We start from the raw sequence: 17012 nt of genomic DNA on the forward strand, positions 1-17012 counted from the left end.
AAAAAAAGCCCCCTGAAAAGGGGGCAAGTGTTTACCATCGCTATTATTATCCGGTTGTTCCCGGGAAGACCGGCCAAAGCCTGCCGGGAACAATTGAGCTGAACACTGCTGATTTCGGGTGAATCAGCCGAAGTCACCGTTCACATAACCGCGGGTACGATCGTCACGCGGATTGTTGAACAGGGCAAAAGTATCATCGTGTTCCACCAGTTCACCCATCAGGAAAAAGGCAGTGCGGTCTGAAATGCGGCGCGCCTGCTGCATGGAGTGGGTGACGATGACAATGGTGAAATCTTTCTTCAGAGATTCCATCAGGTCTTCAATTTTTTTGGTTGCAATCGGGTCCAGTGCAGAAGTCGGTTCGTCCATCAGGATAACTTCCGGTTCCATCGCAATGGTACGCGCAATACACAGACGCTGTTGCTGTCCACCAGACAGGCCAAACGCGTGAGACTTCAGACGGTCTTTCACTTCATCCCACAGCGCGGCACCGCGCAGTGAACGCTCAACCACTTCGTCCAGTTGTTTCTTATCCGTGACGCCCTGTGCACGCAGGCCGTAGGCCACGTTCTCATAAATGCTCATCGGGAACGGGTTTGGCTTCTGGAATACCATGCCCACCTTGATCCGCAGCTTGGAAACATCGATGTTGCCATAGACGTCTGTACCGTCCATGGTGAGTTTGCCTTTGATTTTGACGCCTTCAATCAGGTCGTTCATCCGGTTCAGACAGCGCAGCAGCGTTGATTTACCGCAGCCTGAAGGGCCGATCAATGCGGTAACCTGACGGTTTGGAATAGGCAGGTTAATTTTTTTCAGTGCCTGGTTTTCGCCGTAGAACAGGTCCAGATTTTCAATGTTGAATTTGTTCATCTTGTCTTTCCTCGAAATCAGTAAGTCGCAGTGTTAAAGCGTTTTGCAATCAGCTTGGTAAACAGGTTAATGACCAGAACCACAACAATCAGAATGGTGGCGGTGGCGTAAGCCTGGTGCCATTCATGAATGGTGTAGAGTTCCTGGGTCAGTTTATACAGGTGAACGGTGAGCGTTCGGCCGGAGTCAAGCAGACTCTCCGGAAGACGCGCCACCATCCCTGCTGTCATGAAGACCGGCGCTGATTCACCGATAACACGACCTACACTGAGGATGATAGAAGTAACGATACCTGGCATTGCACTTGGCAGGATCAGACGCCAGATGGTGTAAATTTTTGAAGCACCCAGGCCGTATGAACCTTCACGATAGGTTTGCGGCACAGCCATCAGCGCTTCTTCTGTGGTCCGGATGATCACTGGAAGGATCAGGATACTCAGGGTCAGTGCGCCGGACAGGATCGAGAATCCAAAGCCCAGCACGACCACGAAGAAGGTCATCCCGAACAGACCGTAGATAATTGACGGAATACCCGCCAGTGACTCGGTACAGAAACGGATCACTTTCACCAGACGACTGCCCACTCGGGCGTATTCGGTCAGGTAAATCGCAGTCATGATGCCCAGTGGCGCAGCAACCAGAATGGAAGCCAGCACCATATAAATGGTGGAGACAATCATCGGCCAGATGCCTGACTCTTCGCCCAGAGTGGTGTAATTGCTGGAAACAAAGGTCCAGTCGACATAGGCCAGGCCATTGCTCAGAATGTACCAGACCACCCACAGCAGGAATCCGACGGTGATCGTGGCGCATGTCCAGATCAGGCCCAGATAAATCTTGTCTTTCAGTTGTTGCCTGGCAGGGTTTCCTGCCTTTTGGATCATATTCGAAGTCGATAAATTCATTGTGATTACCTCGCACGCTCACGGTTCAGGTAGAGCAGCGCTGCATTCAGCACCATGATGAAAACAAGCAGGACAATGCCGGTCGCGTAGAGTGCGCTTGCATGGATACCGGTCGCGTATGACATCTCGATCGCAATGTTTGCGGTCAGTGTCCGTGCGGAATCCAGAATACCTTGCGGCATCGCCGGGGAGTTCCCCATCACCATGATGATGGCCATGGTTTCGCCCAGTGCACGGGCAATCCCCAGAATCACACCGGTCATGATGCCTGAGCGGGCAGCAGGAACCAGCAGCTTGAAAATCGTGAAAATGTGCGAAGCACCCAGTGCCAGCGAGCCTTCTTTATAGCTGCGGGGCACCGCACGAATCGAGGTTTCTGAAACCGTGATCACCGTGGGCAGAATCATGACTGCCAGCACGATAATCCCGGCCAGCACAGTGTTACCGGCAGGAACGTTGAAGACGTTCTGAATCATCGGCACGATAATCACCAGGCCGAAGAAACCGTAAACCACGGAAGGGATACCGGCCAGCAGCTCGACCATTGGACGGATGATGTCCGACAGGCGTTTCGGGGCGATTTCAGCAATGAAAATCGCTGTCATGACCCCGACTGGTACACCCAGAATCACGGCACCGGCGGTTGAAACGACGGAAGCCACGATCATCGGGAAAATACCGAACAGCGCAGGTGGCAGCCATTCGTCACCCAGCACAATACCGGCCACGCCAGCTTCTGCAAAAGCCGCATAGCCTTCACGGAAGATGAAGTAGCCGATGGTGATCAGAGACAAGATGCCCAGAACGGCACTTGCCAGAAACAGATACTTGAAGAAGAGTTCACGCCAGTCGATTTTTTCCGCTGCGGGCAGCGGGGATTTGTTGTTGGCGCTTTCAAAATTGTTCGCGATGGTCATTATTTCTTACTCCAGACACTGAACCAAAACATTCAGGTACTGAGGAATCGAAATGTCCGGCCTGAAATCAGACCGGACATAAAAGTTTTGCAAATTAGTGAGTTGCGATGAAGCCTTTTGCAGCAACGATTTTCTGAGCGTCTGCAGTTTTAATCCAGTCCAGGAAATCCAGCGCAGCTTTAGAAGGACGACCTTCTTTGTAAACCACCAGGAATGGACGCTGAACACCGTAATCACCGGCTTTAATCGCTTCAACAGATGGTTGGTGACCGTCGATTGCCAGAGGTTTTACAGAGCTGTCGACTGAACCCAGAGAGATGTAACCGATTGAGAATGGGTTGCTGGCAACCATGGTTTTCAGCTGACCGTTACCGCTGGCAACCTGAGCACGCTGAGAAATCGCAGATACTTTCTTACCATTCACTTTCTTTTGCAGTGACATGATTTCTTCGAATGCACCACGAGTACCAGAAGCGGTGTCACGCGTCGCAACAACGATTGGCTTGTCTTCGCCACCCACTTCTTTCCAGTTTTTGATTTCGCCTTTGTAGATTTTAGAAACTTGTTCTTTGGTCAGGTTTTTCACTGGGTTTGAGTTATGAACAACCACAGCGATACCATCACGTGCAATGACCACTTCCTTGATGTTTGGTGCTTCTTCAGAAGACTTTAGATCACGTGAACTCATACCCAGGTCAGCAGAACCGTCGTGCGCAGCACGGATACCTGCAGAAGAACCAGGGCCCTGAACTTCAACGACAACATCGTGTGATTTCGCGTAAGTTTCACCGAATACTTCCATCAGAGGAGTCACAGAAGAAGAACCTACGACAGAGATTGTTTCAGCCGCCATAGCCGGGTTGAAAACCATTGAGCCTGCCAGTGCGATTGCGCCGAGAACCTTTGCTTTCATTTTCCTAATCCTTTCGATTTTGGCGAAATTGCCAATCAGTGTTTAACGAACGAGGCACAGGTTAGGAGAGTTTTATGACAGGTTTGTTGCAGTTTATTGAACACTCTATGAAGACAACGCTAAGTGGCTGAAAATCAGGGAGAAAGGGTATGAATGTGGAATCTTAGATTACGAAATGTTCTTAAACTATCCCATAAAGGAATGTTTTATTCTAAAAAAGGCGTTTGTTTTTGGAATCCACCTCCCGCCTTTCGGCCATCCCTGACCCTCGGGCATCGCTGTTTCCGGAACTTTGCTGAACGGCAGGGCAGTTATGCGTCGACGGCGACAAAGTACCTGCCACAAAGTACCAGCGACGCAGTACCAGTAACAAAGTGGCTGATACCTCATCTTATATGCACTGTATATCCAGGAGCAGCAAGGCTCGTAAGCCGTATGCTGTCATGTAATCAGCGCGATGCATATGCATTTTTTGTATACAATGATCAAGCAAATCATTGTCCGATATTCAAGTCGGAATTAAGAAAACCGATAATTTTTATAAGAAAATTTGAGCCCGAGGGACATTCTATCATTCCTATGCCGCATTTTATTGCCTTTAGTATCCAATTTGTGAATAGTTGGTGCACAAAATAACATCAATTGATTGTTGGGATGCTTCGATGCAGCTGAGTCATTTATCCATTCGTAACAAAATTCTCGTATTAGGTAGTGCTGTTTCCCTGCTGTTTGTGGTTGCAATGCTTTTTATTAAGTCAGCCAATGATCGGATTGGCCGAAATTTCAGTGAGTTTTACCAGCACAATTATCAGGTCTCTTTGCTGATCGGGCAGATCCGCCAGGCACAGGCCGACATCATCGGGAATGTCAGGGGGCTGCAGGTCGTCTATCTGCTGGGTCTCACGGAGCAGGTCCCAGAGTTTCGCGCCATCATTGATGAGAACAGTGCAAAGACTCCTGAGCTAGTAAAAACACTCAAACACGATTACAGCGGTGATCCGGCATTGTTCACTGAGTTTGAAACCAAACTCAATATCTATCAGAAGAATACACAGCAATTTGTCAACGACATGGAAAGTGCCCCGAATCATCAGGCCCCGTATGCGGTCTTCCGGGCATTTGTGGACAGTTATGCGGCGCTGAACTTACAGTTTGACCGAATTCAGCAGGCCAGTCAGGAGAACGCTGTCCGTGCCAATGACGATACAGTTAAAGCGATCAATGATGCCAACATGGTGTTTTACATCTCGATTGTGCTGGCGGTGGTGATGGCTTTTGTCCTGAGTCAGTGGATCGCCCGGGGTCTGGTGAACGGGATCAGCCGGGTCAAAGCCACGGCAGAAGCACTGGCAAGCGGTCATCTGGATGTGCTGTCTCATGTTCAGGGCCGGGATGAAGTGGCCCAGCTCAGCAGCGCGATCGACAGTACGGTGCATCGTTTACAGAATACGGTGAAAGGAATTGTCAGCTCCAGCGTACTGGTTGCGGAAAACAGTCACATTTTGCAGGAAGCCAACAATAATATTCAGGTCGCTGCCGGTGAAGTGTCGGAGCACACCATTCAGGCGGTGACGGCGATTGAAGAGCTGTCGACCACCAGCAAGAGTATTGCTTCGAACACCTCAGATTCTGCCCGGGCTTCAGATCAGATGCTAGTGCTGGCAGAGCGGGGCATTGAATCGTCCAATCACACGCAGTCAGTCGTGCAACGTTTGGTGGCAACCCTGCAGCAGACCTCGGGCGTTGTGAATGAGCTGCATGGCGAATCGAGAAAAATTGAAAGCATTCTGGAAGTGATCCGCGGGATTGCGGAGCAGACAAACCTGCTGGCGCTCAATGCTGCCATCGAGGCTGCCCGTGCCGGTGAACAGGGCCGCGGTTTTGCGGTGGTTGCAGATGAAGTGCGCGGACTGGCGCAGCGCTCACAAACCTCAGTCAATGAAATTGAGCAGATGCTGACTCAGCTGCAGCAGGCATGCAGCAGTGCGGTTGATATGATGGCTGACAGCACCACGGAAGCCGATCAGGCCGAATCCAGAATGGCCGAAACGAATCAGCTGCTGGATGACATCATGAATATGATCCACCAGGTGAATGAACAGACCCAGCAAATTGCAACGGCAGCGGAAGAGCAGAGCGCCGTGGCTGCAGACATCAGTCAGAACATTCATACGGTGCAGGCATTGTCGGATAAGACGTCTTCGATTGCTTCTGACACGGTTCAGTGCAGTGATGACATGCAGCGGGTCAGCCAGGAAGTGAAGGATCAGGTCAGCTTCTTCAGGGTGTCCTGAAACAGCGGAGAAGCGAATTTCTGATTATCTAATAACCTAAACAAAAACCGAAATAAGAAACCCGCCATTGGTACCCCAAGGCGGGTTTTTTCATCGCTAGTTGTAAGACCTAAAGGCATTACTGATCTTAGTGGTCACGGCTCCCCCTGACTGTCTTAACGGTGAGAAATGGGCGCTGCCTACCACTATTGATAGAAAATAAAACAGCACATCTGATATCTGCTATGCGGCCGTCGGGTCAACTGGCCACCTCATCGACTAAGTAGAGAATCGACTGGTAGGGAATCCCGCTATGGTGTGACAGGCCAATCTCACAGGTACGGCTGTTACTGAATCCCCGGGTACAGTGATCTGGCACCTGTGCTTTCAGCGGCGCCAGCGCGGCAGCGTTCAGCTCCGGTGTGGAAAATCCTTTATCACCGGCCCAGCCACAGCACTGAATATGCTCCGGCACCACAACCTGACTGGCACAGGCTTTTGCCAGTTCGACCATCTCATGTTCAAGGCCCATCCGGCGGCTGCTGCAGGTAATATGAAGCATGACGGTTTCCTGCTTCCGTTTGAGCGCCAGATGAGGCAGTAAATAATGAAGAACCAGACCAACGGGTTCGACAACATGCATCAGTTTGGTGAAGTGCTCCAGACTGCGCTTGGCACAGGGACTGGTATCAATCAGCACCGGATACTTGCCGTGGTCACTGGCTTGCCAGAGTGATGCTTCCAGCTGCTCTATCTTTTGGCGGGCCGGTTCAGCCATGCCTTTGCTGTCGTAGGGCATGCCGCAGCATAAATCATTCACCTGCGGCGGGATGATGACATCAAATCCGGCTTTCTCTATCAGTGACATTGTCACTTCCGTCAGGGGGCGGGTTTCCGGATTATCCGGTTGCTGTCCCATCGCACGGCTGGCACACGACGGCAGGTAGACAATTTTTTTGTCGCCATGTTTCTGAGTGCTGTCAGCATCACCGAGCTGGTGGCGATTCAGTACCGGCAGTTCCGGCAACCATTGCGGGGTGGCACCCCGGGTAAATTTTCTCGCGTGTTCACTGAGCGCGAGCATTCGCGGCTCTCCCAGCATGGACTCCAGCGCATGCGCAGCGCCCAGACCCGTTTTGACCAGTCGCGTGGTGGTCGAGAAATGATTGGCGGTCCACCGGGCAATCGGCGTAAAACGCCGGTATTTTTCAGTGCGCAGCTTTTTGACCAGCTCGCCGGTATGAATCCCTACCGGACAGCGCTCAGCACATAAGCCGGTGGCTGCACAGGTATCGATGCCCTCATAGTTGAAGACTTTTTCCAGCGAAGCTGCCTGCGCCGTTTGTCCGCTGCGCCTGCGATACTGCAGCTCGCGGTACAGAACAATCCGCTGCCGCGGAGACAGCGACAGGGTTCTGGACGGGCAGACAGGCTCACAGAAGCCGCATTCAATGCAGCGATCCACCAATGGATCGGCGGCGGGCATGGGTTTCAGGTGCGTGATATGGGCAAGCGGGTTTTCATTGATGATCACGCCCGGGTTCAGTAACCCCTGAGGGTCAAAGAGCTGTTTGATCCGCAGCATCAGCTGATACGCGTCTTTGCCCCATTCAAGCTCGACATAGGGCGCCATATTTCGTCCGGTACCATGTTCGGCTTTGAGCGACCCCTGGTATTTCACCGCGACCAGTTCTGCGACAGCATCCATGAAAGCGCCGTAACGGTCGATTTCACTTTGCGCCTCAAAGCCCTGAGTGAACACAAAGTGCAGATTTCCTTCCAGCGCATGACCAAAAATAATGGCTTCATCATAATGGAACTGGTCAAACAGAGCCTGCAGGTCGCGGACGCCACGGGCCAGATCCGTAACCGGAAAGGCGACATCTTCAATGATCACTGTGGTGCCGGTTTCCCGCACCGCACCTACTGCAGGGAACATCCCTTTCCGGATGGCCCAGAGGGTATCGACCGTTGTCGGCTCGGTCGTGAAGGGAACGGACTCGATAATCCGGAAATCTGCAAGACTTTCCATCACCTTCTGGCATTGGTTCATCAGGTCTTGCTCTGTACCGGCCCGGGTTTCGACCAGCAGGGCTGCGGCTTCCAGATCAAGCTCGGTCATAAAGGCGGGCATGCCGGACTTATCAGCGACAGAGCGCATTGCGCGGCCGTCCATCATTTCGACTGCAGAGACCGGTGTTTTTGCAAGCACAGAAGTCGCTTCACTGGCCTGTTCAATCGTGCTGAACACCAGCAGGGTGGATGCTTTGTGCGGATGCTCAATCACGGTGTTGTAGGTGATATCGGCAATAAATCCCAGCGTGCCTTCGGAGCCGATCATCAGGTGTTCGATGATGTCGATGGGATCGCTGTAGTCGGTCAGGGCATTGAGCGCATAGCCGGTGGTGTTTTTCAGCCGGTATTTATGACTGATTCGTGCTTTCAGGTCGGCATTGGATTCGACGGTTTCTCTGAGTGCCGCGATTCCCGCCAGTAAATCGGCATGACTTTGCCGGAACGCAGCTTTACTGGCTTCATCCCGGGTATTCAGCACGGTGCCGTCGGTGAGCACAATCGTCATGCCATTTACCGTACGGAATGAATTTTGTGCGGTGCCGCAGCACATCCCGCTGGCGTTGTTGGCCGCAATCCCGCCGATTTTACAGGTATTGATAGAGGCCGGATCCGGTCCGATTTTCCGGCCAAAAGGGGCCAGATAACGGTTGGCGTCAGCCCCGATCACACCGGGCTGCAGCGTGATTTTCTGTCCTTCATCTTCAATTTCATGATGACGCCACTGATCGCTCAGGGTGATCAGCACAGAATTGGAGACGGCCTGCCCTGACAAGCTGGTGCCTGCTGCCCGGTAAGTGTAGGGAATGTGCAGCCCGGCACACAGGCCAATCACCTGAATGACTTCTTCAAGTGTATGCAGCCGGAGGACGACCTTGGGCACCATGCGGTAAAAGCTGGCGTCCGTACCGTAAGCCAGCCGCTTGGCTTCGTCGGTGATGATTTGTTCTGGGGTGAGGAACTGTGTCAGCCGGGAAATCAGTTGTTGATCATTGTTCGTCATGATTGATCTGCCTTTGCTCAGGTGCCCTTGCTCAGTTGTTTTTGGGTCAGAGTCTTTTTGTTATCTGAGAAAATCTTTTGTTTATGAATCAGATGGATATTTGGTGCTGATTTTGAGTCTAGCGTGCCTGCAACAGGAATGGGTGTTTGGGATCCCAGGTTTGCATTTTGTTTTCATCCATGTGAAACGGTTGTGAACACTATCGCTTTATTTTTTGGCAATAAATGAATGTAATGAAAAACATTCATTCCAAAAGTTGATGAATCCAGATGATAAAGACCGATGATCTGATTTTGTTCGTACAGGTCGTAGAAGACGGCTCCTTCAGCAAAGCTGCAGATAACCTGGGGATCACCAGTTCCGTGGTGAGTAAGCATATCGCCCGGCTTGAAAACGAACTGGGCGTTCAGTTGCTGTTTCGCACCACGCGCAGTATCCGGCTGAGTGAAGCCGGAAAAGTGCTGTATCAGGGGGCAAAACATGTCAAACAGGCGGCAGCCGAGGCCGTGGATGCCGTCAGTGGTTTTGGCGAAAGCCTGAGCGGGCACGTGAAGATGTCTGTCCCGACGATTTCAGGTGAACTCTTACTGGCCGAAGCTGTGGCCGGTTTTTGTCAGCAGCATCCGAAGATCACGGTTGAGATGTCGATGGAAAACCGGTTTGTGGATGTGGTGGGTGAGGGATTTGATCTCGTCATTCGTACCGGCTATCTGGAAGACTCCAGTCTGATTGCCCGCCATCTGATTGATTCGCAATGGGTGGTCTGTGCCTCGGCCGATTACTGCCGCCGGGAAGGAAAGCCCCGGAAGCCTGAAGATTTGTTGCACAAGAATTGTCTGCAATATGCCTATCAGAGCACTGGCGCAGCAGAATGGGAGTTTCTGGATGAACACGGGCAAGGGTATACGCTCAAAGTCCGCGGTAATCTGACGACGGACAATGCCGCCGCGCTCCGAAAGGCAGCTTTGGCCGGTTATGGGATTGCATACATGCCGCGATGTCTGGTGTACCACGATTTAATGTCGGGCGTTTTGATTGATTTGTTACCCAATCAGGTTGGCAAGAAACTGGGAATTTATGCGGTTTACCCGTTCACACGCCAGCCATCACAAAAAATTCGTTTACTGATCGAGCATATTCGTCAGGCTTATCAGGCGATTTCTCATTATTTTTAAATGAGCTGCCCGGTAAATTTGTGATCTGCCTCTATACTAGACTGTAAGTGTCCATCAGCTCGTAATGAGACATGCCTGAAAGGTCAATTGCCCAGAGGGAGTCAGATGAACTGGTATCTTTACGCACTCAAAAAGTACGCGGTTTTTGCAGGACGTGCTCAGCGACAGGAGTATTGGTACTTCTTCCTGATTAATCTGGTGATTACATTGGCGTTGGGCATTGTCGATCATTTGCTCAATACCCCCGGCTCGGAAGATGGTACCGGGCTGCTCGGGGGAGTCTATTCACTGGCTGTACTTTTACCCTCGGTGGCTGTCGGCATCCGGCGTCTACATGACATTGGCCGCTCTGGCTGGTGGATGCTGCTCAGCCTGATCCCGGTTCTGGGCTTTCTCGTTTTACTTTACTTTTTTGTGCAGGACGGCCAACCCGGCACCAACGAATATGGCCCCAACCCGAAAGAAAACAACGATATGGGTCAAATGATGGTGTAAGTCGCTAGTTTGCTTCCTACACATTCTCATCCTGCTCCAGGCGCAAGTCTCCTGAACATTGGCATGGCGTCGGTGCGACAGCTGCCAACCTCATCTCTTCTTTTTTCTATCCCCTCAGAACTTTGCCCCAAAGCACAGATATGCAATCCCGAATATGCCTTTTAGTGAAAACTGCCCCATAACTGAAAAGTGTGGTGATAATTGTAATTTTATTTTGTTCAGTGACTTCAGAGTTATGGGCGGTAGCGTGCCTGATGCGTGTGGTGGCAGATGGCGGTGGCAGTTCGATGTCGCTTTTCAGATGTGGATACACTGTCGCTGAATGGGATGTTTTATCAGATGATAAAAGTTTATAGAAACAGATGGTTATGATTATGGGCTGAAATAAGATACACGACGTGATGTCGTTGAATGAAATGTTACACATAAGGAGTAGAAATGGAGATCACATTCCAAATTGATGCTCATGAATTTGAGCAAGAGCAGAAAGAACTTATAAAGAAGACTCTGAAAATTGAAGATCATGATATACAAGGTGCGCTAAATAAAATCGCCAGAGCATCGCTTACAGAATATCTTACTATGCTCGTAGAAGGCGGTATGCCAAATAGGGCTGATGAAGCAAAGCAAGATAGATTGCTTTACTTAATAGAAAGCTATTTTGAGGAGAGTATTCCGACAGAGTCTCAGATATCAACAATTTTTCAGTTAACTCAAAGCCAAAGCAAGACGTTATTGAAAAATACTGTTTCTCGATTTAGGCATAAACTAGACGATGTACTCGCAAGTACAATGAGAACAGTTATAGAATCAGCTGACCACGTCAATGAGATGTATCTGGTTGTTATAAGCTCTGATGTTGTCAAAGATGAGTTAAATATGCTTATCACTCAGAATGAACCAACCTATAAGCCTATTACCAAGCGGAAAGGAAGTGCTGGTCAATTCGAAATTAGTGAAGACTCTCATGCTTTGCTTTGCCGGGAGCTAGGTCTAAATGAAGTTGAGTGATATTGTTGCCGTATCGGGTTTATTGCTTACTCTCGTAACATTTCTATTTAATCTTGCTTGGCCAAAAATTACTGAGGCCTTAAACCAGGATGAGGCCACATCAGGGGATAGTGCAAGAAAAAGATGTCGAGATAAAATCAATAAAACTCTATATGGGACAGTGCTTCCCATATTTATTGCTTTTTTTGTGCTTTTCTACATCAACTTGCCAACAGCAGTAAAGATTATCTCATCAAGTCAAATCGAATTTTGGAAATTTGATGTAGATAACACTCTGTATGTCATGGTGGTTTATGCTTTGGCAGCCTTTGTCATATTTAATAGCAGTTTGCTGTATAAACTTTTCGCCAAACAGGCAAAATTCAAATAAATGTGTAACAAGGCGCTGTTGTAAGACTGGTTTTCCGCTGTGCTCCAAGCCAGCCGCAAAGCGCGGCGTTATGTTTTGAGGGAAAAAATGAATAGCAACGATTTGATGAGCCTTATAATTAAAAATGCACGGAATCATACAATCGAGTGGATGACTGGAAATAATTTTGGGGTATCTAGTCGTGCTCAAGGCTGGCTGAGTACAATGTCTGACGATGAGAAAATTCTACTTTTAGAGGTCGTTGCCGAAGCTATTGACCTTAGCATTATTAGAATCTTAGAGATAATTTATGGCTGTCAAAATAAGCCTGATAATCCAATTTATCTCTATTGTAAAGGTCAGAATCTAGCTTCTTCGAATAATGAACAGTTACATGATCTGTACGCTATAAAAGTGGAGTAACCGCTATTACAAACATAACAAACAATTTAAGAGAGACTCCCAACGCCTGGTGATTTCACTTAGAGTTAGCCTCAGTGTTTACGTGGTAAGGTTAGAGTATAGTGCAATAGCGTTGTCGCACCTTAATTGGGCGTTATGTACTTGGGAGAATATGTGACTCAAAAAGTTCTAATTTATGGAAATAAATGGAATCTTGAAGATATTAAAGATAATGTCGATTGGGAAAAACATCAGGATTGGATATTTAAAAAATACTGTGAACAAGATGAACACGAACATTGTTTAATATGTTATTGGACAATCTTCCATAAAATTGATGAAGAGTCTGGATTTGGCTATTACTATGGCGGCAGCACTTGGTTGTGTAATGAGTGTTATGAACAATTCATCACGCCCCAAAGGCTACGCACATAACAAACTGTTCAAGCAGATTCGGCACGCGTGGCACTTTTGGTTTGCAGTTAGTTTTTTGATTACGGAGTAGTGCAGAGGCTTTTGTATAGCGTGCCTCACTACTTAACAGGGCGTTATGTATAAAGAGAGGGAGTATGGCATTGTTTGATCATAAAATTCGTTTTGAATTGGAGCATTTGATTAATATATCGGATGCAGAAATCAGGACAGATTTTAATTTAGGGTATGTAGTTGACGAAAATGATTATACGTCTAATTTGACCGCACATATTCGTCGAATCATAAATACTCATCTTCCTTTACGAGCAACTACAGTTGCACAAAAGCTCCCAGCTAATGCAGAACAAGCATGGGGCGTTGATGCTTGTATCATATTAGTAGATCATGATCTTCGTGAATGTAAACTCTGTTTATTCGAAGCTAAAACTGATCGAATTAATTGGGACTATCTTAAACCTAATAAAACATCTCAAGTATCTCATTTTTCTACCCAATTAGCGCGTCAGGTTAAGCCATTTAACATGGGGTTTGCTATTTGGGAGCAGTTTTACTCTAGCCAAGCAAATGGTTGTGCAAATGGAAATAGAAATGACGGAGGTTCGACATGTATTTTACATGATATAGCTGTTAATTATAGGGGCGTTCCTCCAAATGCCAGTGTTTGGATAGATCAAGATATTGACAATTTGGCTGCTACTCAAGCTGATACATTAATGGGTACTCTGGTCAAAAGAGTATGTGAATGTAGATTTGGCATAGCTAAATCTGTCCAAGACCTTTGTGCTCTAATAGAGGATCAGCTACCAGTCGAACATCTTCTATTTATAGAGGGGGGAATAGTTGTCTCAAGTGAGGAAGAATTTCAAAGTGTTGCCCAATTATACATAACAAATTGTTCAAGGTGATTCGGCACGCGTCGCATTTTTACTATGCGTTGGTTTTAGTGTTTAAGGTGGTATGCGGCGGCTTCAGTATTGCGATACTCACACCTTAATAGGGCGTTATGCGTAATAGACCACGCAGTGAATTCATCGTTGACAATGAAAAGGAGGATGTTGTGACCAATACAAACAGAACTACTAGACTGTTAATGTCGGCGGCGCACTTGTACCCGGACGACTTTAAAGAGGACTTGAAAGAGAGGTTAGGTCACCCATATAAATCTTCAGCGCCTGAGTATGGCGTTGAATTGAATAAAATCAGTCAAGAACTTGAAAAAGCGAAAGTAAGTCATTTTGGAAAATCGGCATTTATATTTATAGTTGTCTTGATTTTCTTCTTTATTTTCATTGAGGACCCAAAAGACAATTGGGTAATGTTGATACCTGCTTTGGCATTAACTTCAATCGCGGAATTTATTTATAATCGTTCCGCAAAGAAAAAAGCTCGGCTAATTTTAGCTGGTGAAAATAAAGATGATGAGGAAAACAAAACAAACAAAAAGAATATTATGATTTCTGGTGGATATTCTCCATTTGTAGGTGCTGGCATTGATTTAGATAGCTGGTCCTTTACAATAAATACAAAAGAAGCCGAGGATAAGAGTAAACCCGTAAAGCCAGTTTCGGTAACAGAATTGCATGAACAACTAAAAAAAAGATTACTATCTCTTGGCATTGACGATATTGAAATAACGGATGAGTTATACATCAACGGGAAAGATGTTAATTTGGTTGCGTATTTGCTTCCAAATGGCCGCCTTTCTAAGCCGGTTGATAATGTCGACCTTCAGTATATTAACACTAAGATAAATAATGACGACAAAAGAGAGCGTCATTACAGAGTTGTGCGAATTCCCATGTGGGATGGTCAGATGATACTAAGTGTGTATTATAGGTTTTTAAGTGTTAAGGACAATTTATTTACTGAGGCGCGATTCTTTCTCCTTCCTCCTTTAAAAGAAAAATATTTAGCAATTGATGAAATCCCCTTGAAACCAACAGGCAAAGAGTTTGGTGAAAGCCTCATCCAATCAATATTTACTGGAGCATTTTCCTGGATTGGAGTAGTAATCAATGTGCTTACTTTCGTTCAAGGTGGATTTATGGCTGATAGCGCGCGTCAGAAAGGTTGGAAAAGGGAATTAGAGTCTAATAGGTTATATAACTATGGCTGGGATAGCTCATTGAGAGAAAAGTGGTCTTCTGTGTCTTTTGAGCGCTACTTTCAAAAGGTTGACAAGGACGTAGCACTGAAATTGGTTACAAGTGAGTTTTTAGGAGCTTTACGCGAATATCTTGAGAAAAATAATATATCAACCGAGCAGTTTTCACAGACATCAACAAAGATTGTTAACGAGGGCGTAATGATATCCGGCGGAGAGGTAAAAGCAGATTCATTCGCTGTTGGAAAGGGAGCATCTATCGCCAAAGATGCTATAAAAGCTGTTAAAGGGGGAGGTAACAAGTCGTGACACGAGCTACCGACAAGGAAAATCAAGGTGTTATTATGACTGGTGGGACACTGACTGCTAAGAACTTGGCCGTCGGAGAAAACGCCAAGATTTCTAATCACGAACATGGCAGTAATACTGTAGAACCAGCACTATTAGAATTGGTAACTGAAATCTCTCGGCTTATTGAGCATTTAGAAAATTCTGACGTTGGAAATGAAAAAATAGATGCTGCCAAATTGGCAAAATCAGAATTGGAGAAAGACTCTCCTAATTTCTTTAGTGCAAAGTCTATCTTGCTTTCTTTGCTTGATGGTATTAAAGCCGTTGGCTCGGTGGCCAGTACAGTGATATCTATAAAAAAACTTCTGGGAGTAATTGCTCCATAAATCAAATTGCATAACAAAGGGCTACACCGGACAACCAAAAGCTGCGCGGCTTTCTGCTTTGCTTCAAGCCACTCCGCTTTTGGCTGCCAGTGAGCCCAAGCGTTAGTTCGGATTTGGCATCAAAGGTCATAAGTTTTGGTGTTTATTTGTATTGGTGTTCATGTTTACACCGGACAGTTTGTGCCTTTCACGTTCTTTCTGGTGGCACTAAATGCAGAGTGTTCGCTTTGGTTTCATCGATTACGGTTTCTAACTCTTAACTTATTTCTTTGGCGCTTTTTCATTCTCGCGGTTGTTTCTAAGCGAATCTTGTCTTTCTTCGGTGCTGTCGTCGGAGTGCGAGAATCGAATCCTTTTTCAATTTGAAGCTTGCAAAGTTAGGGGTGTTCAGTGCTATTTTCTTCTAGCCAGCTTTCGTCATCTCAAATGAGGTTTAGTTTTGTAGTTGCCAGTCTCACTTCAGTGTTCAAAGCTTTTCATATTATGCCACTTTTCAATATCTTGGAGCGCACAAATAGAAGTAGCGCATGTACTGACAAATTGCTTAAGAGCGATTCCCAACGCTTGGCATTTCTCATTCCATCGTTGCTCACACCTAAATGCAGCAACATAGACTCCCTCCGGTTGTCAACAACAGCGTCAGGTTATATAAGGTTTGGAACTGCCGCTCTACATTCGCTCTGTTGATTGGCTTTTATACCATGACCCTGATGACACTACGCGGTTACGTTTTCTCATTTGTTAGAAGGCAACAAACGTGCCGCCGCATTATCAGGCTTTCCCGCAAAAACTCTTAACCTTATATCATTATGAAATATATATCGTGGCAGTCACCCAAAAAATGTGCAGATGTTGGCAGGGTGGCATGTTTACAAAAGCTTCAAGGACTTTAGACCGCATGATTATTTGTGCATCAGCACCTTGCCTTGATGATCCTCACCGTGAACACATAAAGCTATGTTTGGCCAAATCGATGCCTTAGACAAATGGTGACATGGTGGCTTCCAGTGATCTGTGTTCAGACTTTCCAGTTGTGTCAAAGCCTAAAGGGGGAGCCATGTCATTTGTTAGCCGTCTACGGAGATTCATTTGAATAATCGAGTTGTCTTTACTGGTGGACCTGGCTCAAGAAAAACCACCGTAATCGAATTTTTAAATCGCTTGGGCTATCCAAGTACTCCAGAAGTGGGGCGAAAAGTAATCCAAACACAAGTTAAATATCAAGGCACTGCGTTACCTTGGCAAAATAAAACCGCATTTCGAGACGAAATGGTTCTTGAGGAAATTAATAACTACGAAGGTTATGGAAATGCTGCTATTACCTTTTATGGGCGTTGTTGATCAAATCAGCTTGAGGATCAACGATGCCATATATGACCAGCAGTTAGCTTCTGACGGGCATACCTA

Annotated in this window: 15 protein-coding genes and 1 pseudogene; 11 read left to right on the plus strand and 5 right to left on the minus strand. The window is 47.1% G+C overall.

The genetic code is table 11. The features are described 5' to 3' along the window. Positions 1-123: 123 nt before the first annotated feature. From pstB to ACYP03_RS12770, 4 genes are all read right to left on the minus strand, one after another. Complete coding sequence (gene pstB / locus ACYP03_RS12755) at positions 124-873, minus strand: phosphate ABC transporter ATP-binding protein PstB (RefSeq protein WP_248140587.1); 750 nt, start codon at positions 871-873, stop codon at positions 124-126. Between the two features lie 17 nt (positions 874-890). Next, entirely contained in the window at positions 891-1778 is an 888-nt protein-coding gene (pstA, locus tag ACYP03_RS12760) for a phosphate ABC transporter permease PstA (protein ID WP_248140586.1), read from the minus strand. A 5-nt stretch (positions 1779-1783) separates the two neighbouring features. After that, complete coding sequence (gene pstC, locus ACYP03_RS12765) at positions 1784-2695, minus strand: phosphate ABC transporter permease subunit PstC (RefSeq protein WP_248140585.1); 912 nt, start codon at positions 2693-2695, stop codon at positions 1784-1786. A 94-nt stretch (positions 2696-2789) separates the two neighbouring features. Then, positions 2790-3608, minus strand: coding sequence for a phosphate ABC transporter substrate-binding protein (locus ACYP03_RS12770; RefSeq protein ID WP_248140584.1), 819 nt, complete (start codon positions 3606-3608; stop codon positions 2790-2792). Between the two features lie 662 nt (positions 3609-4270). Between ACYP03_RS12770 and ACYP03_RS12775 the strand changes: the two genes are divergently transcribed. Continuing rightward, on the plus strand, positions 4271-5902 hold the full coding sequence (locus ACYP03_RS12775) for a methyl-accepting chemotaxis protein (protein WP_330959288.1): 1632 nt from the start codon (positions 4271-4273) through the stop codon (positions 5900-5902). Between the two features lie 238 nt (positions 5903-6140). On the opposite strand, the gene ACYP03_RS12780 is transcribed toward ACYP03_RS12775, so the two are convergent. Further along, positions 6141-8957: an FAD-binding and (Fe-S)-binding domain-containing protein gene (locus ACYP03_RS12780; protein ID WP_459780188.1), complete on the minus strand. Its 2817-nt coding sequence runs from the start codon at positions 8955-8957 to the stop codon at positions 6141-6143. 272 nt (positions 8958-9229) lie between these two features. Here ACYP03_RS12780 and ACYP03_RS12785 point away from each other — a divergent pair, with 272 nt between their 5' ends. The 10 genes and pseudogenes from ACYP03_RS12785 to ACYP03_RS12830 all read left to right on the plus strand — a co-directional run. Next, positions 9230-10132: a LysR family transcriptional regulator gene (locus tag ACYP03_RS12785; RefSeq protein WP_330959843.1), complete on the plus strand. Its 903-nt coding sequence runs from the start codon at positions 9230-9232 to the stop codon at positions 10130-10132. 105 nt (positions 10133-10237) lie between these two features. Next, a complete protein-coding gene (locus ACYP03_RS12790) occupies positions 10238-10627 on the plus strand; it encodes a DUF805 domain-containing protein (protein WP_248140581.1) in 390 nt (129 codons plus the stop codon). Between the two features lie 438 nt (positions 10628-11065). Further along, complete coding sequence (locus tag ACYP03_RS12795; RefSeq protein WP_459780190.1) at positions 11066-11638, plus strand: hypothetical protein; 573 nt, start codon at positions 11066-11068, stop codon at positions 11636-11638. Beyond that, entirely contained in the window at positions 11625-12008 is a 384-nt protein-coding gene (locus ACYP03_RS12800; RefSeq protein WP_459780192.1) for a hypothetical protein, read from the plus strand. Before ACYP03_RS12795 ends, ACYP03_RS12800 begins: the two co-directional genes overlap by 14 nt. 39 nt (positions 12009-12047) lie before the next feature. After that, positions 12048-12410, plus strand: coding sequence for a hypothetical protein (locus ACYP03_RS12805; protein ID WP_459780194.1), 363 nt, complete (start codon positions 12048-12050; stop codon positions 12408-12410). Positions 12411-12563: 153 nt separating this feature from the next. After that, positions 12564-12824, plus strand: a complete 261-nt coding sequence (locus ACYP03_RS12810; RefSeq protein ID WP_459780196.1) for a hypothetical protein — start codon at positions 12564-12566, stop codon at positions 12822-12824. A 134-nt stretch (positions 12825-12958) separates the two neighbouring features. After that, on the plus strand, positions 12959-13729 hold the full coding sequence (locus ACYP03_RS12815; RefSeq protein WP_459780198.1) for a hypothetical protein: 771 nt from the start codon (positions 12959-12961) through the stop codon (positions 13727-13729). 152 nt (positions 13730-13881) lie between these two features. Further along, a complete protein-coding gene (locus ACYP03_RS12820; RefSeq protein WP_459780200.1) occupies positions 13882-15237 on the plus strand; it encodes a hypothetical protein in 1356 nt (451 codons plus the stop codon). Beyond that, a complete protein-coding gene (locus tag ACYP03_RS12825) occupies positions 15234-15605 on the plus strand; it encodes a hypothetical protein (RefSeq protein ID WP_330959294.1) in 372 nt (123 codons plus the stop codon). Before ACYP03_RS12820 ends, ACYP03_RS12825 begins: the two co-directional genes overlap by 4 nt. A gap of 1089 nt (positions 15606-16694) precedes the next feature. Next, positions 16695-16940 (plus strand): annotated as a pseudogene (locus ACYP03_RS12830) (AAA family ATPase); the annotation flags it as partial. Positions 16941-17012 lie beyond the last annotated feature (72 nt).

This window comes from Photobacterium sp. R1 (assembly GCF_054600795.1).

Coding starts and splice junctions, on each gene's coding strand:
- pstB (WP_248140587.1), bottom strand. CDS start 873: ATGAACAAATTCAACATTGAAAATCTGGACCTGTTCTACGGCGAAAAC.
- pstA (WP_248140586.1), bottom strand. CDS start 1,778: ATGAATTTATCGACTTCGAATATGATCCAAAAGGCAGGAAACCCTGCC.
- ACYP03_RS12775 (WP_330959288.1), top strand. CDS start 4,271: ATGCAGCTGAGTCATTTATCCATTCGTAACAAAATTCTCGTATTAGGT.
- ACYP03_RS12770 (WP_248140584.1), bottom strand. CDS start 3,608: ATGAAAGCAAAGGTTCTCGGCGCAATCGCACTGGCAGGCTCAATGGTT.
- ACYP03_RS12795 (WP_459780190.1), top strand. CDS start 11,066: ATGGAGATCACATTCCAAATTGATGCTCATGAATTTGAGCAAGAGCAG.
- ACYP03_RS12800 (WP_459780192.1), top strand. CDS start 11,625: ATGAAGTTGAGTGATATTGTTGCCGTATCGGGTTTATTGCTTACTCTC.
- ACYP03_RS12790 (WP_248140581.1), top strand. CDS start 10,238: ATGAACTGGTATCTTTACGCACTCAAAAAGTACGCGGTTTTTGCAGGA.
- ACYP03_RS12815 (WP_459780198.1), top strand. CDS start 12,959: ATGGCATTGTTTGATCATAAAATTCGTTTTGAATTGGAGCATTTGATT.
- pstC (WP_248140585.1), bottom strand. CDS start 2,695: ATGACCATCGCGAACAATTTTGAAAGCGCCAACAACAAATCCCCGCTG.
- ACYP03_RS12780 (WP_459780188.1), bottom strand. CDS start 8,957: ATGACGAACAATGATCAACAACTGATTTCCCGGCTGACACAGTTCCTC.